Below are 17,249 nucleotides of genomic sequence, written 5' to 3'. Positions count from 1 at the left end.
CGCTCGTCGTAACCCGCAGGGACGGCCCATAAGGGACGTCCGCAAATGGAAGGAGTAACAATTTGGAAATCGGAGTAGTCAGCCTGGGGTGTCCCAAGAACCTGGTGGACTCGGAAGTGATGATGGGGCTCATCAGAGAGCGCCACTGGACCATCACCAACGATCCCACCCATGCGGATGTGATCATCGTGAACACCTGCGGCTTCATCGAAAGTGCCAAGACAGAATCCATCAACACGATCCTGCAGATGGCCGAATACAAGAAGGACGATGCCCATCGGAAACTGATCGTCACCGGATGCCTGGGACAGCGGTATGCCGATGATCTGTTCAGGGACCTGCCGGAAGTGGATGCCATCATCGGTACCGAATGCTATGACCAGATCGGCAGCGTCATCGACCGGGTGGAAGCCGGCGAACGGTTCACCCTGCTGAAACCGCCCCATACATATACCCAGAAGACCAAACGGGTGCTGACCACCCCCCGGTATACGGCCTATCTGAAAATCGCCGAAGGGTGCAACAACCGGTGTTCCTACTGCGCCATTCCCAAAATCCGGGGCCCCTACCGCAGCCGTCCCTATGAGGAAGTGCTGGAGGAAGCCCGGGAGCTGGTGAGCCAGGGCGTGCGGGAACTGATCCTGGTGGCCCAGGATACCACCCAGTACGGCATCGACCTGTACCACAGGCTGCGTCTGGCCGACCTGCTGAAGGACCTGGACCGGATCCCCGAGCTGAAGTGGATCCGCATCCTGTACTGCTATCCGGATTCTTTCACCGATGAACTGATCGAGACCATGGCCACCTGCAAAAAGGTATGCCATTATGTGGATCTGCCCCTTCAGCATGCCAGCAACAGCCTGCTGAAGACCATGCACCGCCGGGATACCCGGGAACAGGTGGAGGAACTGCTGGCCAAACTGCGCAGACGGATGCCGGACATCTGCCTGCGGACCACCTTCATCGTGGGCTTCCCCGGAGAGACGGAGGAACAGTTCCAGGAACTGCTGGACTTTGTGGAAAAAGAACGGTTCCAGTGTGCCGGTGTGTTCACCTACAGCCAGGAAGAAGGCACAGAAGCCGGAGAGATGCCCAACCAGATCCCGGAAGAGACCAAGCAGGACCGGTACCACCGGCTTATGGCCCAGCAGGCCCAGATTTCCGAGGAAATCCAGCAGGAGCGGGAAGGCCGTGTGCTGGAGGTGCTGATCGAGGGCAAGGACCAGGAAGACCCGGAACTGGCGGAAGGACGCAGCTATGCGGAAGCTCCGGACATCGACGGCAAGATTTTTGTGGAACAGGCAGGAGCCCTGAAGGCAGGGGACTTTGTAAAGGTCCGGATCAGCCAGGGTTTCACCTATGAAGCGGTGGGACAGATCGTAAAGGAGTGAATTTCCCGTGAACGTGGAAGTCATCAATACCGGAACGGAGCTGCTGCTGGGAGATATTGTCAACACCAATTTCCAGTATCTTTCCCGGATGCTCAATGACGCCGGTTTCAATGTGCTGTACCAGACCACCATCGGGGACAATGGGGACCGGCTGCTGGAAGTGCTGGACATTGCCCTGAAACGGGCGGATATCATCATCACCACCGGAGGCCTGGGGCCCACCCGGGGGGATATCACCAAGGAAATGGTGGCCAGGAAGCTGGGACTGCCTCTGGTGCCCAGTACATTCTGGATGGATAAGCTGACCCGGTACTTCGCCGCCCGCAGGGTGACCATGACCGAGAACAACAGGAAGCAGGCCATGATCCCGGAAGGGGCCGTGGTGTTCAACAACGAAGTGGGGACAGCGCCGGGCATCGGGGTCTGGACTCCGGACCACAAGCTGATCGTCATGCTGCCCGGACCTCCGGCAGAGACCACCCACGTGTTCAGCCAGCAGGTGATGCCCTACCTGCGGAAAAGCTATGCGGCCCAGGGCATCATCCATTCCCGGGTGCTCCATCTGCGGGGCCTGACAGAATCCATGGTGGCGGAAAAACTGGACAGGATCATCATGGCCCAGACCAATCCCACCATTGCCCTCTATGCCCGGAAGGGTGAAATCATCATCCGAATCACCGCCAAGAGCGATACCCTGGAAAAAGCGGAAGCTATGAACCATGGCATCGAGGAAAAAATCCGGGAGGTGCTGGGCCACTATATCTATGGGGTGGATTATGAAACCCTGCCTGAAGCCCTGGGAAAACGGCTGAAGGAGAAGAAACTGACCATCGCCTTCGCCGAATCCTGTACCGGCGGCCTGGCTTCCAGCCTGGTGACGGACATCCCGGGCAGTTCGGAGTATCTGATGGGTTCGGTGGTTTCCTATACCAATGATGTCAAACACCGTCTCCTGGGCGTAAAGCAGGAGACCCTGGACAAATACACGGCCGTCAGCGAACAGACCTGCCGGGAAATGGCCGAAGGGATCCGGAAGCGGATCGGCACGGACCTGGGCATCAGCATTACAGGCATCGCCGGTCCCGGCGGTGGTACGCCCACCCAGCCTGTGGGCCTGGTGTATGTAGGGGCTGCTGACAGGAACGGTACCCAGGTGCTGGAATGCCGGTTCAAGGCTTCCCGGACCACCATCAAGCTCCGGGCGGCCATGAATGCCCTGAGCCTGGCCATGGACCGGGTCAAGAAGTTATAAATAAGGAGAAATCAATGACTGAAACTCTGCAAGAAGAAAATAAGCAGGAAATCACTTCTTTTGAAGACCTGCAGCTGGATAAGAAAATCCTGAGCGCACTGAAGGAAATGGGCTTCGAAGAACCCTCTCCCATCCAGAAGCGAGCCATCCCTCTGGCCCTGGAAGGGGACGACCTGATCGGCCAGGCCCAGACCGGTACCGGTAAGACCGCCGCCTTCGGGATCCCCATCATCCAGAAAATCAACGAGAAGGACCGCCACATCCAGGCGCTGGTCATGAGCCCCACCCGGGAACTGTGCATCCAGGTGGCCGATGAAATCACCAAGATCGGCAAGAACAAACGGGTCCGGGTCCTGCCGGTGTACGGTGGCCAGCCCATCGAACGCCAGATCCGCAGCCTGAAACGGGGCATCCAGGTGGTCATCGGGACCCCCGGCCGTCTGCTGGACCATATCCGTCGGGGGACCATCGACCTGGAATATGTGAATTTCCTGGTGCTGGATGAAGCCGATGAAATGCTGGATATGGGCTTCGTGGATGATATGGAGAACATCATCAAGAACGTACCGCCCGAACGGCAGACCATGCTGTTTTCCGCCACCATGCCCCGGCCCATCCTGAGCATCAGCAAAAAGTACATGCGCACCCCCAAGATGGTGGCCATCCACAAGGAAGTGGTGACGGCCCCCACCATCGACCAGTACTACTATGAGACCCGGGATAAATTGGACGGTCTGTGCCGGATCCTGGACACCACCGACGACTGCAAGATGATCATCTTCTGCCGCACCAAGAAAGGTGTGGATGAACTGGTCATCGCCCTGGCCACCCGGGGATACGAAGCCGAAGGCCTGCACGGGGATCTGAGCCAGAACCAGCGGGACCGGGTCATGAAGAAGTTCCGCAACGGCCAGGTGGATATCCTGGTGGCCACGGATGTGGCAGCCAGAGGGCTGGACATCGACAACATCACCCATGTGGTGAACTTCGACGTGCCCAGTGACAGTGAAAGCTACGTGCACCGGATCGGCCGTACGGGCCGTGCCGGCAATACCGGTGTGGCCCTGACCTTCATCACCCCCCGGGAATTCCGCCAGCTGAAGCTGATCGAACGGAGCATCAAGACCCGGATCATCCGGGGCACCCTGCCCACCGATGCCAGCGTGCTGGAACGGCAGCGGGAACAGATCGTCTCCAAGATGCAGACCATCCTGGAGCAGGACCGGTTCCAGGATTACCTGCCCATTGTGGAAACCCTGGAAAAGGATTATGACATTCAGGATATTGCAGCCGCAGCCCTGAAGTTCATGCAGGAAGGGGCCAAGGCCCTGGAGGAACCCCAGGAGGAGGGCGCTCTGCCCGATGCCCTGGCCAATACCGGTGCCAAACCGGGCATGGTCCGGCTGTTCCTGAACATCGGCCGTTCTTCTCGGGTGACGGTGCGGGATATTGTCCAGAGCATTGCCATCGAAGCGGAAATCCCGGCCCGGAGCATTGGCCGGATCAGCATCTATGACAAATTCAGCTTTGTGGAAGTTCCCATGGAATATGCAGAAAAAGTCCTGGTGGTCATGCACCGGAACACCATCCGGGGCTGCCGGGTGAATATGGAACCTGCGAAAGCACGGGTATAATCGACAAGGAGTTCTCTTATGCCTCAAACGATCTACGGAAGGACGGAGGGCCTGAAGAAACAGGTCCTCACCCAATTGGAAGCGATCTATGAGCTGAGAGCCGACGAGGGCCAACTGATCAGTCATGAGTTGGCCCTTGTTTTGCGCGACCTTTCGGAGGAAATCAACCGGGAAATCTCCCTGTACATCGACCGGAAGGGCAAGGTGACGGCTGTGGCCGTGGGCAGCGACTGCCATGTGGATCTGCCCCAGGTGGAGTCCCGGCGCAGCCAGAACCGGCTGTGCGGGGTAGCCTGCATCCATACCCATCCCCACGGGGCACCCCGGCTCAGCGGCGTGGATTTTTCCGCTCTGCGGGATCTTCGCTTCGATGCCATGGCGGCCCTGGCCTGGGAAACGCCGGGCAGCGAACCGGTCCTGGGCTTTGCCATAATCACGGATCTGGACGACAATCAGCAGCCGGTGCTCCAGGAATTCGGACCCTATACGGCCAAGGACGTAGCGTCCATGCCCTTTGGCAACATCGTTCATCTGATCGAGAAGCTCCTGGCCAAACGGTCCCGGAACCATAATCTGGAGGAAGGGCCGGAGCGGGCCATGCTGGTTTCCCTGGCCTGGGGGGACCTGAATGCTCGCTGGAGCGCTGAGGATTCAGTGGAAGAGCTGGCCCAGCTGGCCGAGACTGCCGGAGCCCTGGTAGTCGGGAAATTTGTCCAGAGCCGGCCCAAGCCGGATCCGGTGTTCTTCATCGGCAAGGGCAAGGTCCAGGAAATGGCCCTGTTCGCCCAGCAGGAAGACATCGATCTGTGCATCTTCGATGACGAACTGTCCCCGGCCCAGCAGCGGAACCTGGAACGGGCCCTGGGGGTGCGGATCATCGACCGTACCGGCCTGATCCTGGACATCTTCGCCAAACGGGCCCGGACCAGCGAAGGCAAGCTCCAGGTGGAACTGGCCCAGCTGCAGTACATGCTGCCCCGGATCATGGGACAGGGGACCAGTCTTTCCCGGCTGGGCGGCGGTATCGGGACCCGGGGGCCCGGTGAAACCAAACTGGAAGTGGACCGGCGCCGGATCCGGGACCGGATCGCCTTCCTGGAAGAACAGATCCGGAAGATGAAGGGAAGCCGGAAACAGCAGCAGCGGGCCCGGAACAAGAGTGAAGTGAAGCAAGTGTGCCTGGTGGGCTATACCAATGCAGGCAAGAGTACCCTGCTGAACCAGCTGACCCATTCGGACATCTACGCCCAGGACCAGCTGTTTGCCACCCTGGACCCCACCACCCGCCAGCTGGAACTGCCTGACGGCGATGTGTGTACCCTGACGGATACGGTAGGGTTCATCCAGCGGCTGCCCCATCAGCTGGTGGCGGCGTTCCGATCCACCCTGGAAGTGGTGAAGGATGCGGACCTGCTGGTCCATGTAATCGACTGCTCCCACGAACTGTACAGGGAACAGGCCGAAGCGGTGTACCAGGTGCTCCAGGAACTGGAGGTCACCGACAAACCCATCCTGACCGTCTATAACAAGGTGGACAAGCTGCACCAGTTCCAGGGACTGCAGCACCGGCTGGAACAGGAGGAACATACGGTCTGCGTCTCTGCGAAGACCGGCGACGGCATCCCCCGGCTGCTCCAGACCATGGCTGGGATGCTGGGCCAGGACATGACGGAAGTCACCCTGTGCATCCCCTACGCGGAAACCAGGCTGGCGGCCCGGCTCCACAGCGATGCCAGGGTCCTCAGCGAGGAATACGGCGACCAGGGGATCCTGGTGAAAGCCAGAATGAAAAAAACAATGGCCGACAAACTGGCGGCCTATCGAAAATAAAATGCAAAATGCGACGGGAAGGAAGTAGAACCTAAATGATCCAATGGGATGAAATTGAGAAAAAAGCGCTGGACACCGTTGCCCGGCATACCCAAATCCATGAAGAAGCGGCCCTGGCCAACACCAAAAAGGTACTGGATGCCTTTGCCAAATACCAGGTGGCTGATTATTACCTGAAACCCACCACCGGGTATGGTTATTCCGATGTGGGACGGGATCAGCTGGACCTGATCTATGCGGACATTTTCAAGACGGAAGCGGCCCTGGTCCGCTCCCAGTTCGTTTCCGGCACCCATGCTCTGGCCGTGGCCCTTCTGGGGAACCTGAAGCCGGGGGATGAAATGATCGGCGCCACAGGGGAACCCTACGACACCATGCAGACCATCATCGGGTATCCGGTGAAGACGCCGGGCAGCCTGGTGGACATGGGGGTCACCTACAGGGAAATCCCCATGGAAGGCGACCATCCCGACATCCCGGCCCTGCTGAAGGCCATCACTCCCAGGACCCGTCTGATCCATGTACAGCGCTCCTGCGGGTACAGCAGCAGGCGGAAGACCCTGACCGTGGCCGAAATCGGGGAGATCTTCCAGGCTGTGAAGGCTGTCCGCCCCGATATCATCTGCTTTGTGGACAACTGCTATGGGGAATTCATCGAGAAACAGGAACCTACGGAAGTGGGGGCCGATCTGATGGCCGGTTCCCTGATCAAGAACCTGGGGGGCGGTTTCGCTCCCACCGGCGGCTATATCGTGGGGAAGAAAGACCTGGTGGAACAGGCTTCCTATCGTCTGACGGCTCCCGGCCTGGGCGGCGAAATGGGCTGTACCCTGGGGGACACGGCCCGGGAATTCTACCAGGGCCTGTTCATGGCACCGCACGTAGTCCTGCAGGCTGTGAAGACTTCCATGTTCGCCGCTTCCGTCTTCCAGGCCCTGGGATTCGAAGTGTCTCCGCTGCCTGATGAGGTACGCAGCGACATCATCCAGACCATTACCCTGAAGACCCCGGAGAACCTGTGTGCCTTCTGCGAAGCCATCCAGGCCCATTCTCCCATCGATGCCCATGTGACCCCGGTACCGTCTCCGTTGCCAGGCTATCAGGATGACATCATCATGGCAGCCGGCACCTTCGTACAGGGGGCTTCCATCGAACTGAGCGCCGATGGTCCCATGCGGGCCCCCTACAAGGTCTTCATGCAGGGCGGCCTGACCTTCGAACACGGCCGGATCGCCGTCATGGCTGCGGCCAGACAGATCATGGCCAGACAGGAAGGCAAGTAACAGGAGCTTTCAGTAGCATCGTAACTTGACTCTGGAAAGGAATGCATGTCCATGGACACTTTACAGGAAAAACTGCTCCATCGTTTTGAAGAGTATATTTCGTTCAACACCCAGTCCAATGAAACCAATACCCAGGCTTCTCCCAGTACCCCCGGCCAGATGGTGCTGGCCAGGCATCTGGCTGACCAGCTGAAGGCCCTGGGCCTCAGTGACGTTTCTCTGGATGGACACGGCTATGTGATGGCCACCCTGCCGGCCAACAACGGCAAAGAAGGCCCGGTGATCGGCTTCATCTCCCATATGGATACGGCTCCTGATGCTCCCGGAGGCCCGGTGAAGCCCGTGCTGGTCCGGAACTATGACGGCAAGGACATCGTCCTGAACAAAGAACAGGGCATCCTCTTTTCCACCAGGGATTTCCCGGAAGTGCTGCAATACAAGGGACAGGATATCCTGTTCACCGACGGTACCACCCTGCTGGGAGCGGACGACAAGGCGGGCATCACCGCCATCGTCACGGCTGTGGAATATCTGCTGGATCATCCGGAGGTGAAACACGGCCCCCTGCGCCTGGGCTTTACCCCCGATGAAGAAGTGGGGCGGGGGACCCGGTATTTCGACGTGGAGAAATTCGGCGCCGATTTTGCCTATACCGTGGACGGCGGCGAACTGGGCGGCCTGGAATACGAGAATTTCAATGCGGCCAACGCGGTGATCACCTTCCACGGTCGCAGTGTCCATACCGGTTCTGCCAAAGGAAAGATGAAGAATGCCCTGACCCTGGCCGGAGAATGGCAGGAAATGTTGCCGGCCGGAGAAAAGCCGGAATACACCGAAGGCCGGGAAGGCTTCTTCCATGTGTATGGCATCCAGGGCAGTGTGGAAACCTGTCGCATGGACATGCTGATTCGGGATCACCACAGGGAAAAATTCCAGGCCCGGAAGGCACTGCTGGAAAAAATGGCGGAGTTTTTCAATGCCAAATACGGAGCCGGCAGCGTGGAAGTAAGCTGCCATGATGTATATTACAATATGCTCAGTGTCATCGAAGACGGCCACATGGATGTGGTGGAGCGGGCCAAAAAAGCCATGGAAAAGGTGGGGGTGACGCCTGTGATCAGTCCCATCCGGGGCGGTACCGACGGAGCCGTCCTTTCCTATAAAGGGTTGCCCTGCCCGAACCTGTTCACAGGCGGCGCCAATTTCCACGGCCGGTTCGAATATCTGCCCCTGCCGTCTCTGAAAAAAGCCTGCGAAACCGTCATCGCCATTGCCGAAGAAAAGTAACACGCGAAAGGACCCACCCCGGTTGTTTCCATACCGGGGAGAGGATCCTTTTTCATTGCTGAAATTTTAATATTCTGAAAAAAATATCTGTACCTTGAACTGTAAATATGCTATAATGACTGTACTGTAGAGGTTTACAGTTTTATTATTTTTTACCATGCGTAATGAAAGGGGTTGTTTACTATGGATGCTGTCCAACCGAAGAAAAAAATGCCGCTGGCCGCACAAATCTTCATTGCTCTGATCCTGGCCATTGTGGCAGGTCTGGCTCTCCAGGGAAATGTGCCATTGGCCGTGAATTACATCAAACCTTTTGGAACAATTTTTCTGAATCTTGTGAAATTCGTAGTAGGCCCCATTGTACTGTTTTCCATTATGGCAGGGGTGGTATCCCTCAGTGATCTGCGGAAGGTAGGCTCCATCGGCGGTCTGACCCTGGTATATTATTTCTTTACCACCGCCGTGGCCGTCACCATCGGACTGGTCATCGCCAACAGCTTCAAAGGGGCGTTTCCCGCACTGTCCACAGCCAACCTGGCCTATAAAGTGAAAAATTCCAATCCGGGTTTCATGAAGATGATCGTGGATCTGTTCCCCTCCAACTTCATTGCCCCCCTAAACAGCAGCAACATGCTCCAGGTCATCGTCATGGCCATCCTGATCGGCATCGCCATCATCGCCCTGGGCAGGAAAGGGGAGAAGGCCGCTGAATTCATCAATACCTGGAACGATGTATTCATGAAAGTCATGGAAATGATCCTGTCCCTGTCGCCCATCGGTGTCTTCTGCCTGCTGTGCCCGGTGGTGGCCCAGAACGGTCCGGCGGTGATCGGCTCCCTGGCCAAGGTCATCCTGTGTGCCTACATTGCCTATGCACTGCACGCCATCATCGTGTACTCTCTGGCCGTACGGGCCATTGGCGGTATGAGCCCGCTGAAATTCTTCAAGGGCATGATGCCTGCCATGATCTTTGCCTTTTCCAGTGCCTCCTCCGTAGGGACCCTGCCCATCAACATGGAATGTGCCTCTAAACTGGGGGCTTCCAAAGAAGTGGTCAGCTTCACCCTGCCTCTGGGTGCCACCATCAACATGGATGGTACGGCCATCTATCAGGGTGTCTGCGCCGTCTTCATTGCGTCCTGCTATGGCATCGACCTGACTCTGCCTCAGATGCTGACCATCGTGCTCACCGCCACCCTTGCTTCTGTAGGCACCGCCGGTGTCCCCGGAGCCGGCATGATCATGCTGGCCATGGTGCTGGCGTCCGTGAACCTGCCCGTGGACGGCATTGCCCTGGTGGCTGGCGTGGATCGGATCTTCGATATGGGTCGTACCACGTTGAATATCACCGGTGACGCTTCCTGCGCCATCATCGTGTCACACATTTTGGACGAAAAGAAGAAGAAATAAACCCTGTACGGATCAGCTGAAATGGCGCACCCGCAACTTGATGCCACAGCTTTCCGCCACCTTCCGGCTGGCTTCGATCTGTTCCGGCGGCAGCACGTCCACCACGGTCATCCGGGTGTCCGGAATGGCTTTCCTGCATTCCCGGGCAAAATCCAGCATGGCCTCATAAGCACCCGGCAGGGTGGGGCGGGTCACCTTGTTGTAATCGGCTTCATCCGGGGCATTCAGGCTGATGGAAACCGCATCCAGCACCTGGGCCAGATCCGGAACGATATCCCTCCTGTTTTCCAGATTGCCCAGGCCATTGGTATTCACCCGCAGTTTCATCTGCGGGTGGATTTTTTTTACGTACCGGGCCGTCTGCAGCATCAGATCCAGGGCACAGGTAGGTTCTCCGTACCCGCAGAACACCAGCTCTTTGAAACCGGTAAAATCAAAGGCATCCACCGCTGCCTTTACCTGTTCCCAGGTGGGATTCACCTTGTGCCACAGGGTGGGGGCATCCCCAATGCCCTGGTGCTGGAACCGGACACAGAAGGTACAACGGCAGTTGCACAGATTGGTCAGGTTGGCGTATACGCCATCTTTATAGGTATATAAGATCTTTGCCATTTACAATCATCCTTTCTCCACAGCAGACAGCCGGGAACCGCTGTCTGTGAAAACTTTACTTTTGACATCCTGCCGGTCCAGCACGCCAGCCACCAGATAAAAGAACAGCAGGCTGCCGCCGGACTGCAGGGCACTACCCATCACAGAGGTGATCAGGGCTGCATACTGGCCGAACAGCAGGCCTTCCGCCAGGTAATACCCGATGGTGGAAAGAATCCAGGAAACAAAGGGTGCAATCCGGTTCCGGGTGCACAGGAGCTTCCGGCCCTTCCAGGTAAACGGCAGGGTGATCAGCGCCTTGATGAGGATGGTGGCCGGTGCCCACATGGGTGCTGTCAGCAGATCGGCCAGCCCGCCGCCGATGGATGCCGCCAGCAGCGCATAGGGCTGGGGCAGCAGAGCCGCGGCTACGTAAATCAGCGTATCTCCGAAATGCAGGTAACCGCCGTTGGCGCCCATAGGAATATGGCAAATGTACGCAGTAAACAGGCAGATCACAGCGGCAAACAGACCGGTCAGCACCAGCAGCCGGAGTTTTTCCTGAGGGGTTCTTTGTCGTTTCATCCGTTGATCATTCCTTTCTCAATAAAAACAGGTAAGGCTCATAGTTGATACCATCGTTGCAGGGGGTCCCTTCCTTTTTGGAGGATTGGATGGCCCGGCCGATCAGTGTTCCCGCCAGCCGTGCGCCCTGGATCAGGTCCCGGCCCTGGAGCTGGCTTCCCAGAAGGACTGCAGCAAGGAGATCTCCGGTACCGGAATAGGTGCCTCCCAGATGGGGAAAGGTCACCGGAACAGGGTGGCCCTCTGTCAAAACCAGATTGGTGACCAGGTGTTCACCTTCTGGTGAAGAGTGGGGGATGCCGGTAATGACAAGCTTCTTCCCTTTATAAAGAGAAGCCTTTTCCTCCAATACCTGGAACAGCTCCGCCGGTTCCTCCCGGCCCATCCTGAATATGGGGTCCATGTCCGTGCCGGTCAGGATGCAGAATTCTGTCAGATTGGGGGTCAGCAGATCCGCCCGCAGGGTCAGCTTTTCCATGGCCCGTATGGAAGCTGCTGAAAAGCCCCGGTAGACATGGCCATTGTCACCCAGCACCGGATCACACAAATACAATGTATCCGGCTTCTGGAAGCGATCCAGGAAGGCTTCCACCTGGTCCGCAGCTTCCGGGGTGGCCAGATATCCGGAAAGGATTCCCTGGAACGCCATACCCAGCTGCGCCCAGTGGAGGCGATAGTCTTCCATATGATCTGTCAGAGAGATACAACGGTAACCCGGATACCCGGTTTGGGTGGTCAGTACCGCCGTAGGCAGCGGACAGCATTCCAGCCCCATGGCAGCCAGGACCGCAATATCAGCCGTCAACGAACATCGTCCCAGGCCGGACAGATCATTGATGGCAGCAACACGTTGGTGCATGGCAAAAACTCCTTTGCAAGAAAATCAGATTGATCAAATATAAGATGGGAACCCTATAGTCAGGGAAAGTTAACATTCCATAAGCCAGTGATGGGAATCTTTCAGGTCTTTGTGAGTACGAATCCAGTTATACCATGGAACCACTTGACAAAAAAGAACCAATTTGAGAAATTTTTAAGCAGAACTGTGCATGTTTTCAGGCCCATCCTGTGATGAAAGACAAAGGCCCCCATCGTTTTATCAACATTTATTAACATAATATATATTATAGGACGTAAAATTTTCTCGAAAAAATGGGTGTCCATTGGTGTCGGGACACTTTCTCTTTTTTGTATGCAGGTAAACTTCCTGGAGCTCAAACAGTTGTTTGACACACAATTGTTTTCTTGTTATACTTAATAAAAGTGTAACTTGCTGAATTGACCTCAAAGCCGACATTTCGTTCGCCTGGATTGCCGGTCGTTTGATTCCAATACTTTTTCATCAACAGTGGTATGATTTCCGATTTGAGCCCTGTTGTTTGACTGACATGATAAGGAGAGTTGTCCTATGGCTGAAGCGACTGATAAGAAAATGGGTTCCCGGAGTTCCATCAATGCCCGGCAGAGCCAGATCCTTGAATATATCAAACAATATATCTTTTCCAACGGGTACCCCCCTTCCGTCCGTGAAATTGGCAAGGCTGTGGGCCTTTCTTCCAGTGCCTCTGTGCACAACAACCTGAAAAAGCTGGCAGAAGCCGGTTTTGTCAGCTGGGACCCTGAAAAACCCCGTACCTACGGCCTGACAGAAGAAATCAGCTGGAGAAAAAAGAGCATGGTCCCCGTTCCCCTGGTGGGCGCTGTCCATGCAGGTGACCCCATGCTGGCCGTGGAAAATATTGAGGACACCTACCCCATCCCCCTGGATCTGATTGGATGCAAGGAAGATGTTTTTATGATGGTGGTGGAAGGCGACAGCATGAAAGATGCCGGAATCCTGGATCACGATTATGTGTTCGTACGCAAACAGAATTATGCCACCAATGGGGATATTGTGGTGGCACTGGTCAATGGTGAGGAAACCACCATCAAACGGTATTTCCGGGAGTTGAAACAGATCCGTCTCCAGCCGGAAAACGATGCCTACACTCCCATTGTGGGGACCGATAACATTGAAATCAAGGGAAAAGTCATTGCCGTGTTCCGTACCCTGTAATTCAAAAAATGATTCAAAAAATCGTCTCTGAATTTGACTTCAGAGACGATTTTTCTATATGCCGCATGTACTTACTCATAAAATCAGCAAAAATCGCTCACAGACGAAATTTGGACGTCTGTGAGCGATTTTGCGTTTTTTGGTTTATTCATCGATCCATCTCCGGCCGTCGCAGGCCCAGGAGAGGGTATCGCCGGCAATACTCACCAGCTGATCATCCATAGCCGCAGCTGACAGGTGGGTTGAACCATCCATCTCTTTTGCAAGTCGTCCGGCTTTTTGTAACATTGTTACAGACGGTTTCGGAAAAATTCCTGCTGGCACAAGCACTTTGACTGGTAGCGGGACAAATTTTGACCATGGGTTGCAAAATTTGTCCAATGCTGTCATACTATAAGTGAAGGGAATTCCTGAAAGCAAATAGAATAGAAATTGATGATAGAGAAAGTGCGGTGACTTGGTATGATCAAAATCGGAATCAATGGGTTTGGACGTATCGGACGGTTTGTACTGCGTGTGGCTGAGCAGCGGGATGATATGCAGGTGGTTGCCATCAACGACCTGCTGCCCCTGGACTATATGGCCTATCTGCTGAAATATGATTCGGTCCATGGCCGTTTCTCCGGCACTGTGGAAATTGATGAAAAAGACGGGGATCTGATTGTGAACGGTCACAAGATCCGCATTACGGCGGAAAAAGATCCGGCCAACCTGAAATGGGATGAAGTGGGTGCGGAGTATGTGGTGGAATGCACCGGCCGCTTCCTGACCCATGAACTGGCTTCCAAACACCTGGAAGCCGGGGCCAAATACGTGGTGCTGTCCGCTCCCTCCAAGAAGGGCGCCGACGGCAAGCAGCCGGATATGTACGTGATGGGCGTGAACTCTGACACCTACCATGGGGAAAAGATCGTTTCCAATGCTTCCTGCACCACCAACTGCCTGGCACCGGTAGCCAAGGTCCTGAATGATGCATTCGGGATCGAATCCGGGCTGATGACCACGGTGCATTCCATTACCGCCACCCAGCATACGGTGGATGGACCGTCCGTGAAGGACTGGCGCCGGGGCCGTGCCTCCGCCTGCAACATCATCCCCTCCTCCACCGGGGCGGCCAAGGCTGTGGGCAAGGTGATCCCGGAACTGGCCGGCAAACTGACGGGGATGAGCATGCGGGTACCGACGCTGGATGTTTCCGTGGTGGATCTGACAGTGAACCTGAAAAAACCGGCCACCTACGAAGAAATCTGCGCCGCCATGAAGAAGGCTTCGGAAACCAACCTGAAAGGGATCCTGGGCTATACCGATGAGGACGTGGTATCCTCCGATTTCCTGGGCTGCTCCTACACTTCCATTTTCGACGCCAAGGCCGGCATTGCCCTTACGGACAACTTTGTAAAGGTGATTGCCTGGTATGACAACGAATTCGGGTATTCCAGCAAGGTGCTGGATCTGGTTGCCACCATGGACAAATACAATCGGGCACATTGACAATCAAGCAAAAGAGGCATCGCTGCGGCGGTGCCTCTTTTTTAGCTTATAGTCACTAGTCACTAGCCGAAGGAAGCCAGCTGATGCTGGCAAAAAACAAATGGCCCGTTGGGCGACCTGGGAGTTGGATTGGAATGTTTTATTTTTCTACAGGCAGGTTTTATGGTAAAATAGTTACATTATATTGTAGAAAAGGAAGTACCCATACATGACTGCTTTGACTGATGCCTGGGAAAATAAGGCAGAAATTTCGCTGGAAGAACTGGCGGCACTGCCGGCTGACCAGGTGTATTTGATAGATATCCGGGATACGGCGGCTTTTGGCCGGGGGTCCCTGCCCGGCGCTGTGAATGTGGACCCTCTGGCCCTGCAGCAGGGCGCCGTGGACCTGCCTGAAGACAAACTGCTGGTGTGCCTGTGCATGTGGGGCAAAATCAGCCTGGGCCTGGCGGCCAATCTGCGGGAACAGGGGTATACAGCCGTTTCCCTGACCGGCGGCTATTCCCTGTGGCTGCAGCAGAAGCTAAAAAAGGACGCGGAACTGGCGGCCCAGGACGAGAATCGGCTGAAACGGATCGAGACCTCCCTGCGGCGGAAATACAAGCGGCGGATCCTGAACAAGTTCGTCCAGGCCATCTGCGAGTATGACATGCTCCAGCCCGGGGACAAGATTGCCGTGTGCATTTCCGGAGGCAAGGATTCCATGCTCATGGCCAAGTGTTTCCAGGAGTTGAAGCGCCACAATAAGTTCCCCTTCGATCTGGTGTTTTTATGCATGGATCCGGGCTATAACGAAATGAACCGGAAGGTCATCGAGGAAAACGCCAAGCTGCTCCAGGTCCCCCTGACCTTTTTCTCCACGGACATCTTTGAAAACGTGTTCCATGTGGAGGACAACCCCTGCTACCTGTGCGCCAAGATGCGCCGGGGCTACCTGTATCGCAAGGCCCGGGAACTGGGCTGCAACAAGATCGCCCTGGGGCATCATTTCGATGATGTCATCGAGACCAATCTGATGAGCATGCTGTATTCCGGAGCCATCCGTACCATGCTGCCCCGGTTGAAAAGCACCAGCTGTCCGGGTATGGAGCTGCTGCGGCCCCTGTACTATGTACGGGAACGGGACATCAAGAGCTGGCGGGATGAAAACGGGCTGTACTTCATCCAGTGCGCCTGTAAATTCACGGAAACCTGCTCCACCTGCCATACGGACGGTACCACCGACTCCAAGCGGCTGGAAGTAAAGAAGCTGATTGCCAGCCTGGAAAAAGAAAATTCCCAAGTGCCGGCCAATATCTTCCACGCCCTGGAAAATGTGAACCTGGACACGGTGCTAAAATACAAGCTCCACGGGAAGGAACATCGTTTTTTAGAGGATTTTGAGTAAAAAAAAGAGGCGCTGTGAAAAAATCATCCACAGCGCCTTTATTTCGCTAGCGTCAGCTGGCTTCCATCAGCTAGTGACTAGAGACTAGTGACTAGTGACGGGGTGTGAAAAAGCATTTTTTTCACACCCCCTTCTTTATTGCCAGCAAAGCTGGCTTCTTTCGGCTAGAGACTAGTGACTGGCTTTCAAGCCATACACGTGGTGCAGTTCTTTGTCTGGGGAACCAGCAGCTTCCACAGGCAGCCTTCCAGGACTACGCCCTCATGGGGATCCGTCCCTGCCTTGATTGTGGTGTCGATGACAAAGCTCAGAAAATCGGCGGCTTCCTGGACACACCGGTTCAGATCCCGGCCGTTCAGCAGGTACCCCACCAGGGTGCTGGCGAACACATCGCCGGTGCCGCAGGTGGCAAAGGGCTGTTTGGTGACCAGGTAGGATTCCGGAAACAGGGAATTCTTTTCCATGCTGGCGATGCGGATCTTGTCTTCGGCACAGGGTACGCTGGTGACTACCACCGCTTTGGGCCCCATGGCCAGCAGTTTTTCACACAGGGTATCCAGTTCATCGTCCGTGGGGGCACCGGCTTTATAAGGCGTCCCCGTCAGCAGACAGGCTTCTGTATAGTTGGGGGTAATCAGACTGGCTTTGGCCACCAGTTTTTTCATGGCTTCCACCATGGAAGAATCGAAGACCGGGTACAGCTTGCCGTCGTCCCCCATGGCCGGGTCCACCACCACCAGCTGATCACCGGTGGCAAACCGGTCGATGGCGGAGATTACGGCTTCCACCTGGCCAGGGCCGGCCAGGAACCCGCTGTAGATGGCATCAAAAGGCAGTTTCAGTTCCTGCCACTGGTCCATATAGCTGGGCATCAGGTCCGTCAGATCCCGGGAAACAAATTTCCCGTAGGTCAGGTTGTTGCTGTAGAGCGCCGTGGGGAACGGGCAGACCTGGTGCCCCATGGCGGACAGCACCGGGATGGCGGCCGTTAAAGAGCAGCGGCCAAAGGAACAGAGATCATGGATGGCCAGAACACGTTTTATTTTCATGGG

At 55.9% G+C, this 17,249-nt stretch carries 14 protein-coding genes; 10 read left to right on the top strand and 4 right to left on the bottom strand.

What is annotated here, in order from left to right:
• Positions 1-62: 62 nt before the first annotated feature.
• The 7 genes from rimO to BQ5462_RS07770 all read left to right on the top strand — a co-directional run bounded on the left by rimO (position 63) and on the right by BQ5462_RS07770 (position 10,087).
• A complete protein-coding gene (gene rimO, locus BQ5462_RS07800; RefSeq protein WP_071142783.1) occupies positions 63-1,391 on the top strand; it encodes a 30S ribosomal protein S12 methylthiotransferase RimO in 1,329 nt (442 codons plus the stop codon).
• Positions 1,392-1,398: 7 nt separating this feature from the next.
• Entirely contained in the window at positions 1,399-2,643 is a 1,245-nt protein-coding gene (locus tag BQ5462_RS07795) for a competence/damage-inducible protein A (RefSeq protein WP_071142782.1), read from the top strand.
• 14 nt (positions 2,644-2,657) lie between these two features.
• Positions 2,658-4,277, top strand: a complete 1,620-nt coding sequence (locus tag BQ5462_RS07790) for a DEAD/DEAH box helicase (RefSeq protein ID WP_071142781.1) — start codon at positions 2,658-2,660, stop codon at positions 4,275-4,277.
• Positions 4,278-4,295: 18 nt separating this feature from the next.
• Positions 4,296-6,107, top strand: coding sequence for a GTPase HflX (gene hflX, locus BQ5462_RS07785; RefSeq protein WP_071142780.1), 1,812 nt, complete (start codon positions 4,296-4,298; stop codon positions 6,105-6,107).
• Between the two features lie 35 nt (positions 6,108-6,142).
• A complete protein-coding gene (locus BQ5462_RS07780) occupies positions 6,143-7,390 on the top strand; it encodes a methionine gamma-lyase family protein (protein WP_071142779.1) in 1,248 nt (415 codons plus the stop codon).
• Between the two features lie 51 nt (positions 7,391-7,441).
• A complete protein-coding gene (gene pepT / locus BQ5462_RS07775) occupies positions 7,442-8,677 on the top strand; it encodes a peptidase T (protein WP_071143349.1) in 1,236 nt (411 codons plus the stop codon).
• Positions 8,678-8,860: 183 nt separating this feature from the next.
• The gene (locus BQ5462_RS07770) at positions 8,861-10,087 is read left to right on the top strand and encodes a dicarboxylate/amino acid:cation symporter (RefSeq protein WP_071142778.1); all 1,227 of its coding nucleotides are present in this window, start codon (positions 8,861-8,863) and stop codon (positions 10,085-10,087) included.
• A gap of 12 nt (positions 10,088-10,099) precedes the next feature.
• On the opposite strand, the gene BQ5462_RS07765 is transcribed toward BQ5462_RS07770, so the two are convergent.
• Genes BQ5462_RS07765 through BQ5462_RS07755 form a run of 3 tightly spaced genes read right to left on the bottom strand, consistent with a single transcriptional unit; the run spans position 10,100 to position 12,122 of the window.
• Positions 10,100-10,699 carry a TIGR04100 family radical SAM protein gene (locus BQ5462_RS07765; protein ID WP_071142777.1) on the bottom strand — a complete coding sequence of 200 codons (600 nt, stop codon included), beginning with the start codon at positions 10,697-10,699 and terminating at the stop codon, positions 10,100-10,102.
• A gap of 6 nt (positions 10,700-10,705) precedes the next feature.
• Positions 10,706-11,263, bottom strand: coding sequence for a TIGR04002 family protein (locus tag BQ5462_RS07760; RefSeq protein ID WP_071142776.1), 558 nt, complete (start codon positions 11,261-11,263; stop codon positions 10,706-10,708).
• 7 nt (positions 11,264-11,270) lie between these two features.
• Entirely contained in the window at positions 11,271-12,122 is an 852-nt protein-coding gene (locus BQ5462_RS07755) for a bifunctional hydroxymethylpyrimidine kinase/phosphomethylpyrimidine kinase (RefSeq protein ID WP_071142775.1), read from the bottom strand.
• Positions 12,123-12,671: 549 nt separating this feature from the next.
• Between BQ5462_RS07755 and lexA the strand changes: the two genes are divergently transcribed.
• The 3 genes from lexA to BQ5462_RS07735 all read left to right on the top strand — a co-directional run bounded on the left by lexA (position 12,672) and on the right by BQ5462_RS07735 (position 16,197).
• Positions 12,672-13,319 carry a transcriptional repressor LexA gene (gene lexA / locus BQ5462_RS07745; protein ID WP_235819605.1) on the top strand — a complete coding sequence of 216 codons (648 nt, stop codon included), beginning with the start codon at positions 12,672-12,674 and terminating at the stop codon, positions 13,317-13,319.
• A 462-nt stretch (positions 13,320-13,781) separates the two neighbouring features.
• Positions 13,782-14,810 (top strand): type I glyceraldehyde-3-phosphate dehydrogenase, encoded by a 1,029-nt coding sequence (gene gap / locus BQ5462_RS07740; protein ID WP_071142773.1) that lies wholly within the window; start codon positions 13,782-13,784, stop codon positions 14,808-14,810.
• A 208-nt stretch (positions 14,811-15,018) separates the two neighbouring features.
• Complete coding sequence (locus BQ5462_RS07735; protein ID WP_071142772.1) at positions 15,019-16,197, top strand: PP-loop family protein; 1,179 nt, start codon at positions 15,019-15,021, stop codon at positions 16,195-16,197.
• A gap of 185 nt (positions 16,198-16,382) precedes the next feature.
• Here BQ5462_RS07735 and BQ5462_RS07730 read toward each other — a convergent pair whose 3' ends face one another.
• Entirely contained in the window at positions 16,383-17,246 is an 864-nt protein-coding gene (locus BQ5462_RS07730; protein WP_071142771.1) for a pyridoxamine kinase, read from the bottom strand.
• Positions 17,247-17,249: the final 3 nt, after the last annotated feature.

Source organism: Acidaminococcus timonensis (genome assembly GCF_900106585.1).
GTDB lineage: Bacteria > Bacillota > Negativicutes > Acidaminococcales > Acidaminococcaceae > Acidaminococcus > Acidaminococcus timonensis.
This window is presented reverse-complemented; position numbering and strand designations above follow the sequence as displayed.

Bases quoted from the DNA above. Each gene is read 5' to 3' on its own strand.
- BQ5462_RS07790 (WP_071142781.1), top strand. From the start codon at position 2,658: ATGACTGAAACTCTGCAAGAAGAAAATAAGCAGGAAATCACTTCTTTT.
- hflX (WP_071142780.1), top strand. From the start codon at position 4,296: ATGCCTCAAACGATCTACGGAAGGACGGAGGGCCTGAAGAAACAGGTC.
- BQ5462_RS07780 (WP_071142779.1), top strand. From the start codon at position 6,143: ATGATCCAATGGGATGAAATTGAGAAAAAAGCGCTGGACACCGTTGCC.
- pepT (WP_071143349.1), top strand. From the start codon at position 7,442: ATGGACACTTTACAGGAAAAACTGCTCCATCGTTTTGAAGAGTATATT.
- BQ5462_RS07770 (WP_071142778.1), top strand. From the start codon at position 8,861: ATGGATGCTGTCCAACCGAAGAAAAAAATGCCGCTGGCCGCACAAATC.
- BQ5462_RS07765 (WP_071142777.1), bottom strand. From the start codon at position 10,699: ATGGCAAAGATCTTATATACCTATAAAGATGGCGTATACGCCAACCTG.
- BQ5462_RS07760 (WP_071142776.1), bottom strand. From the start codon at position 11,263: ATGAAACGACAAAGAACCCCTCAGGAAAAACTCCGGCTGCTGGTGCTG.
- BQ5462_RS07755 (WP_071142775.1), bottom strand. From the start codon at position 12,122: ATGCACCAACGTGTTGCTGCCATCAATGATCTGTCCGGCCTGGGACGA.
- lexA (WP_235819605.1), top strand. From the start codon at position 12,672: ATGGCTGAAGCGACTGATAAGAAAATGGGTTCCCGGAGTTCCATCAAT.
- gap (WP_071142773.1), top strand. From the start codon at position 13,782: ATGATCAAAATCGGAATCAATGGGTTTGGACGTATCGGACGGTTTGTA.
- BQ5462_RS07735 (WP_071142772.1), top strand. From the start codon at position 15,019: ATGACTGCTTTGACTGATGCCTGGGAAAATAAGGCAGAAATTTCGCTG.
- BQ5462_RS07730 (WP_071142771.1), bottom strand. From the start codon at position 17,246: ATGAAAATAAAACGTGTTCTGGCCATCCATGATCTCTGTTCCTTTGGC.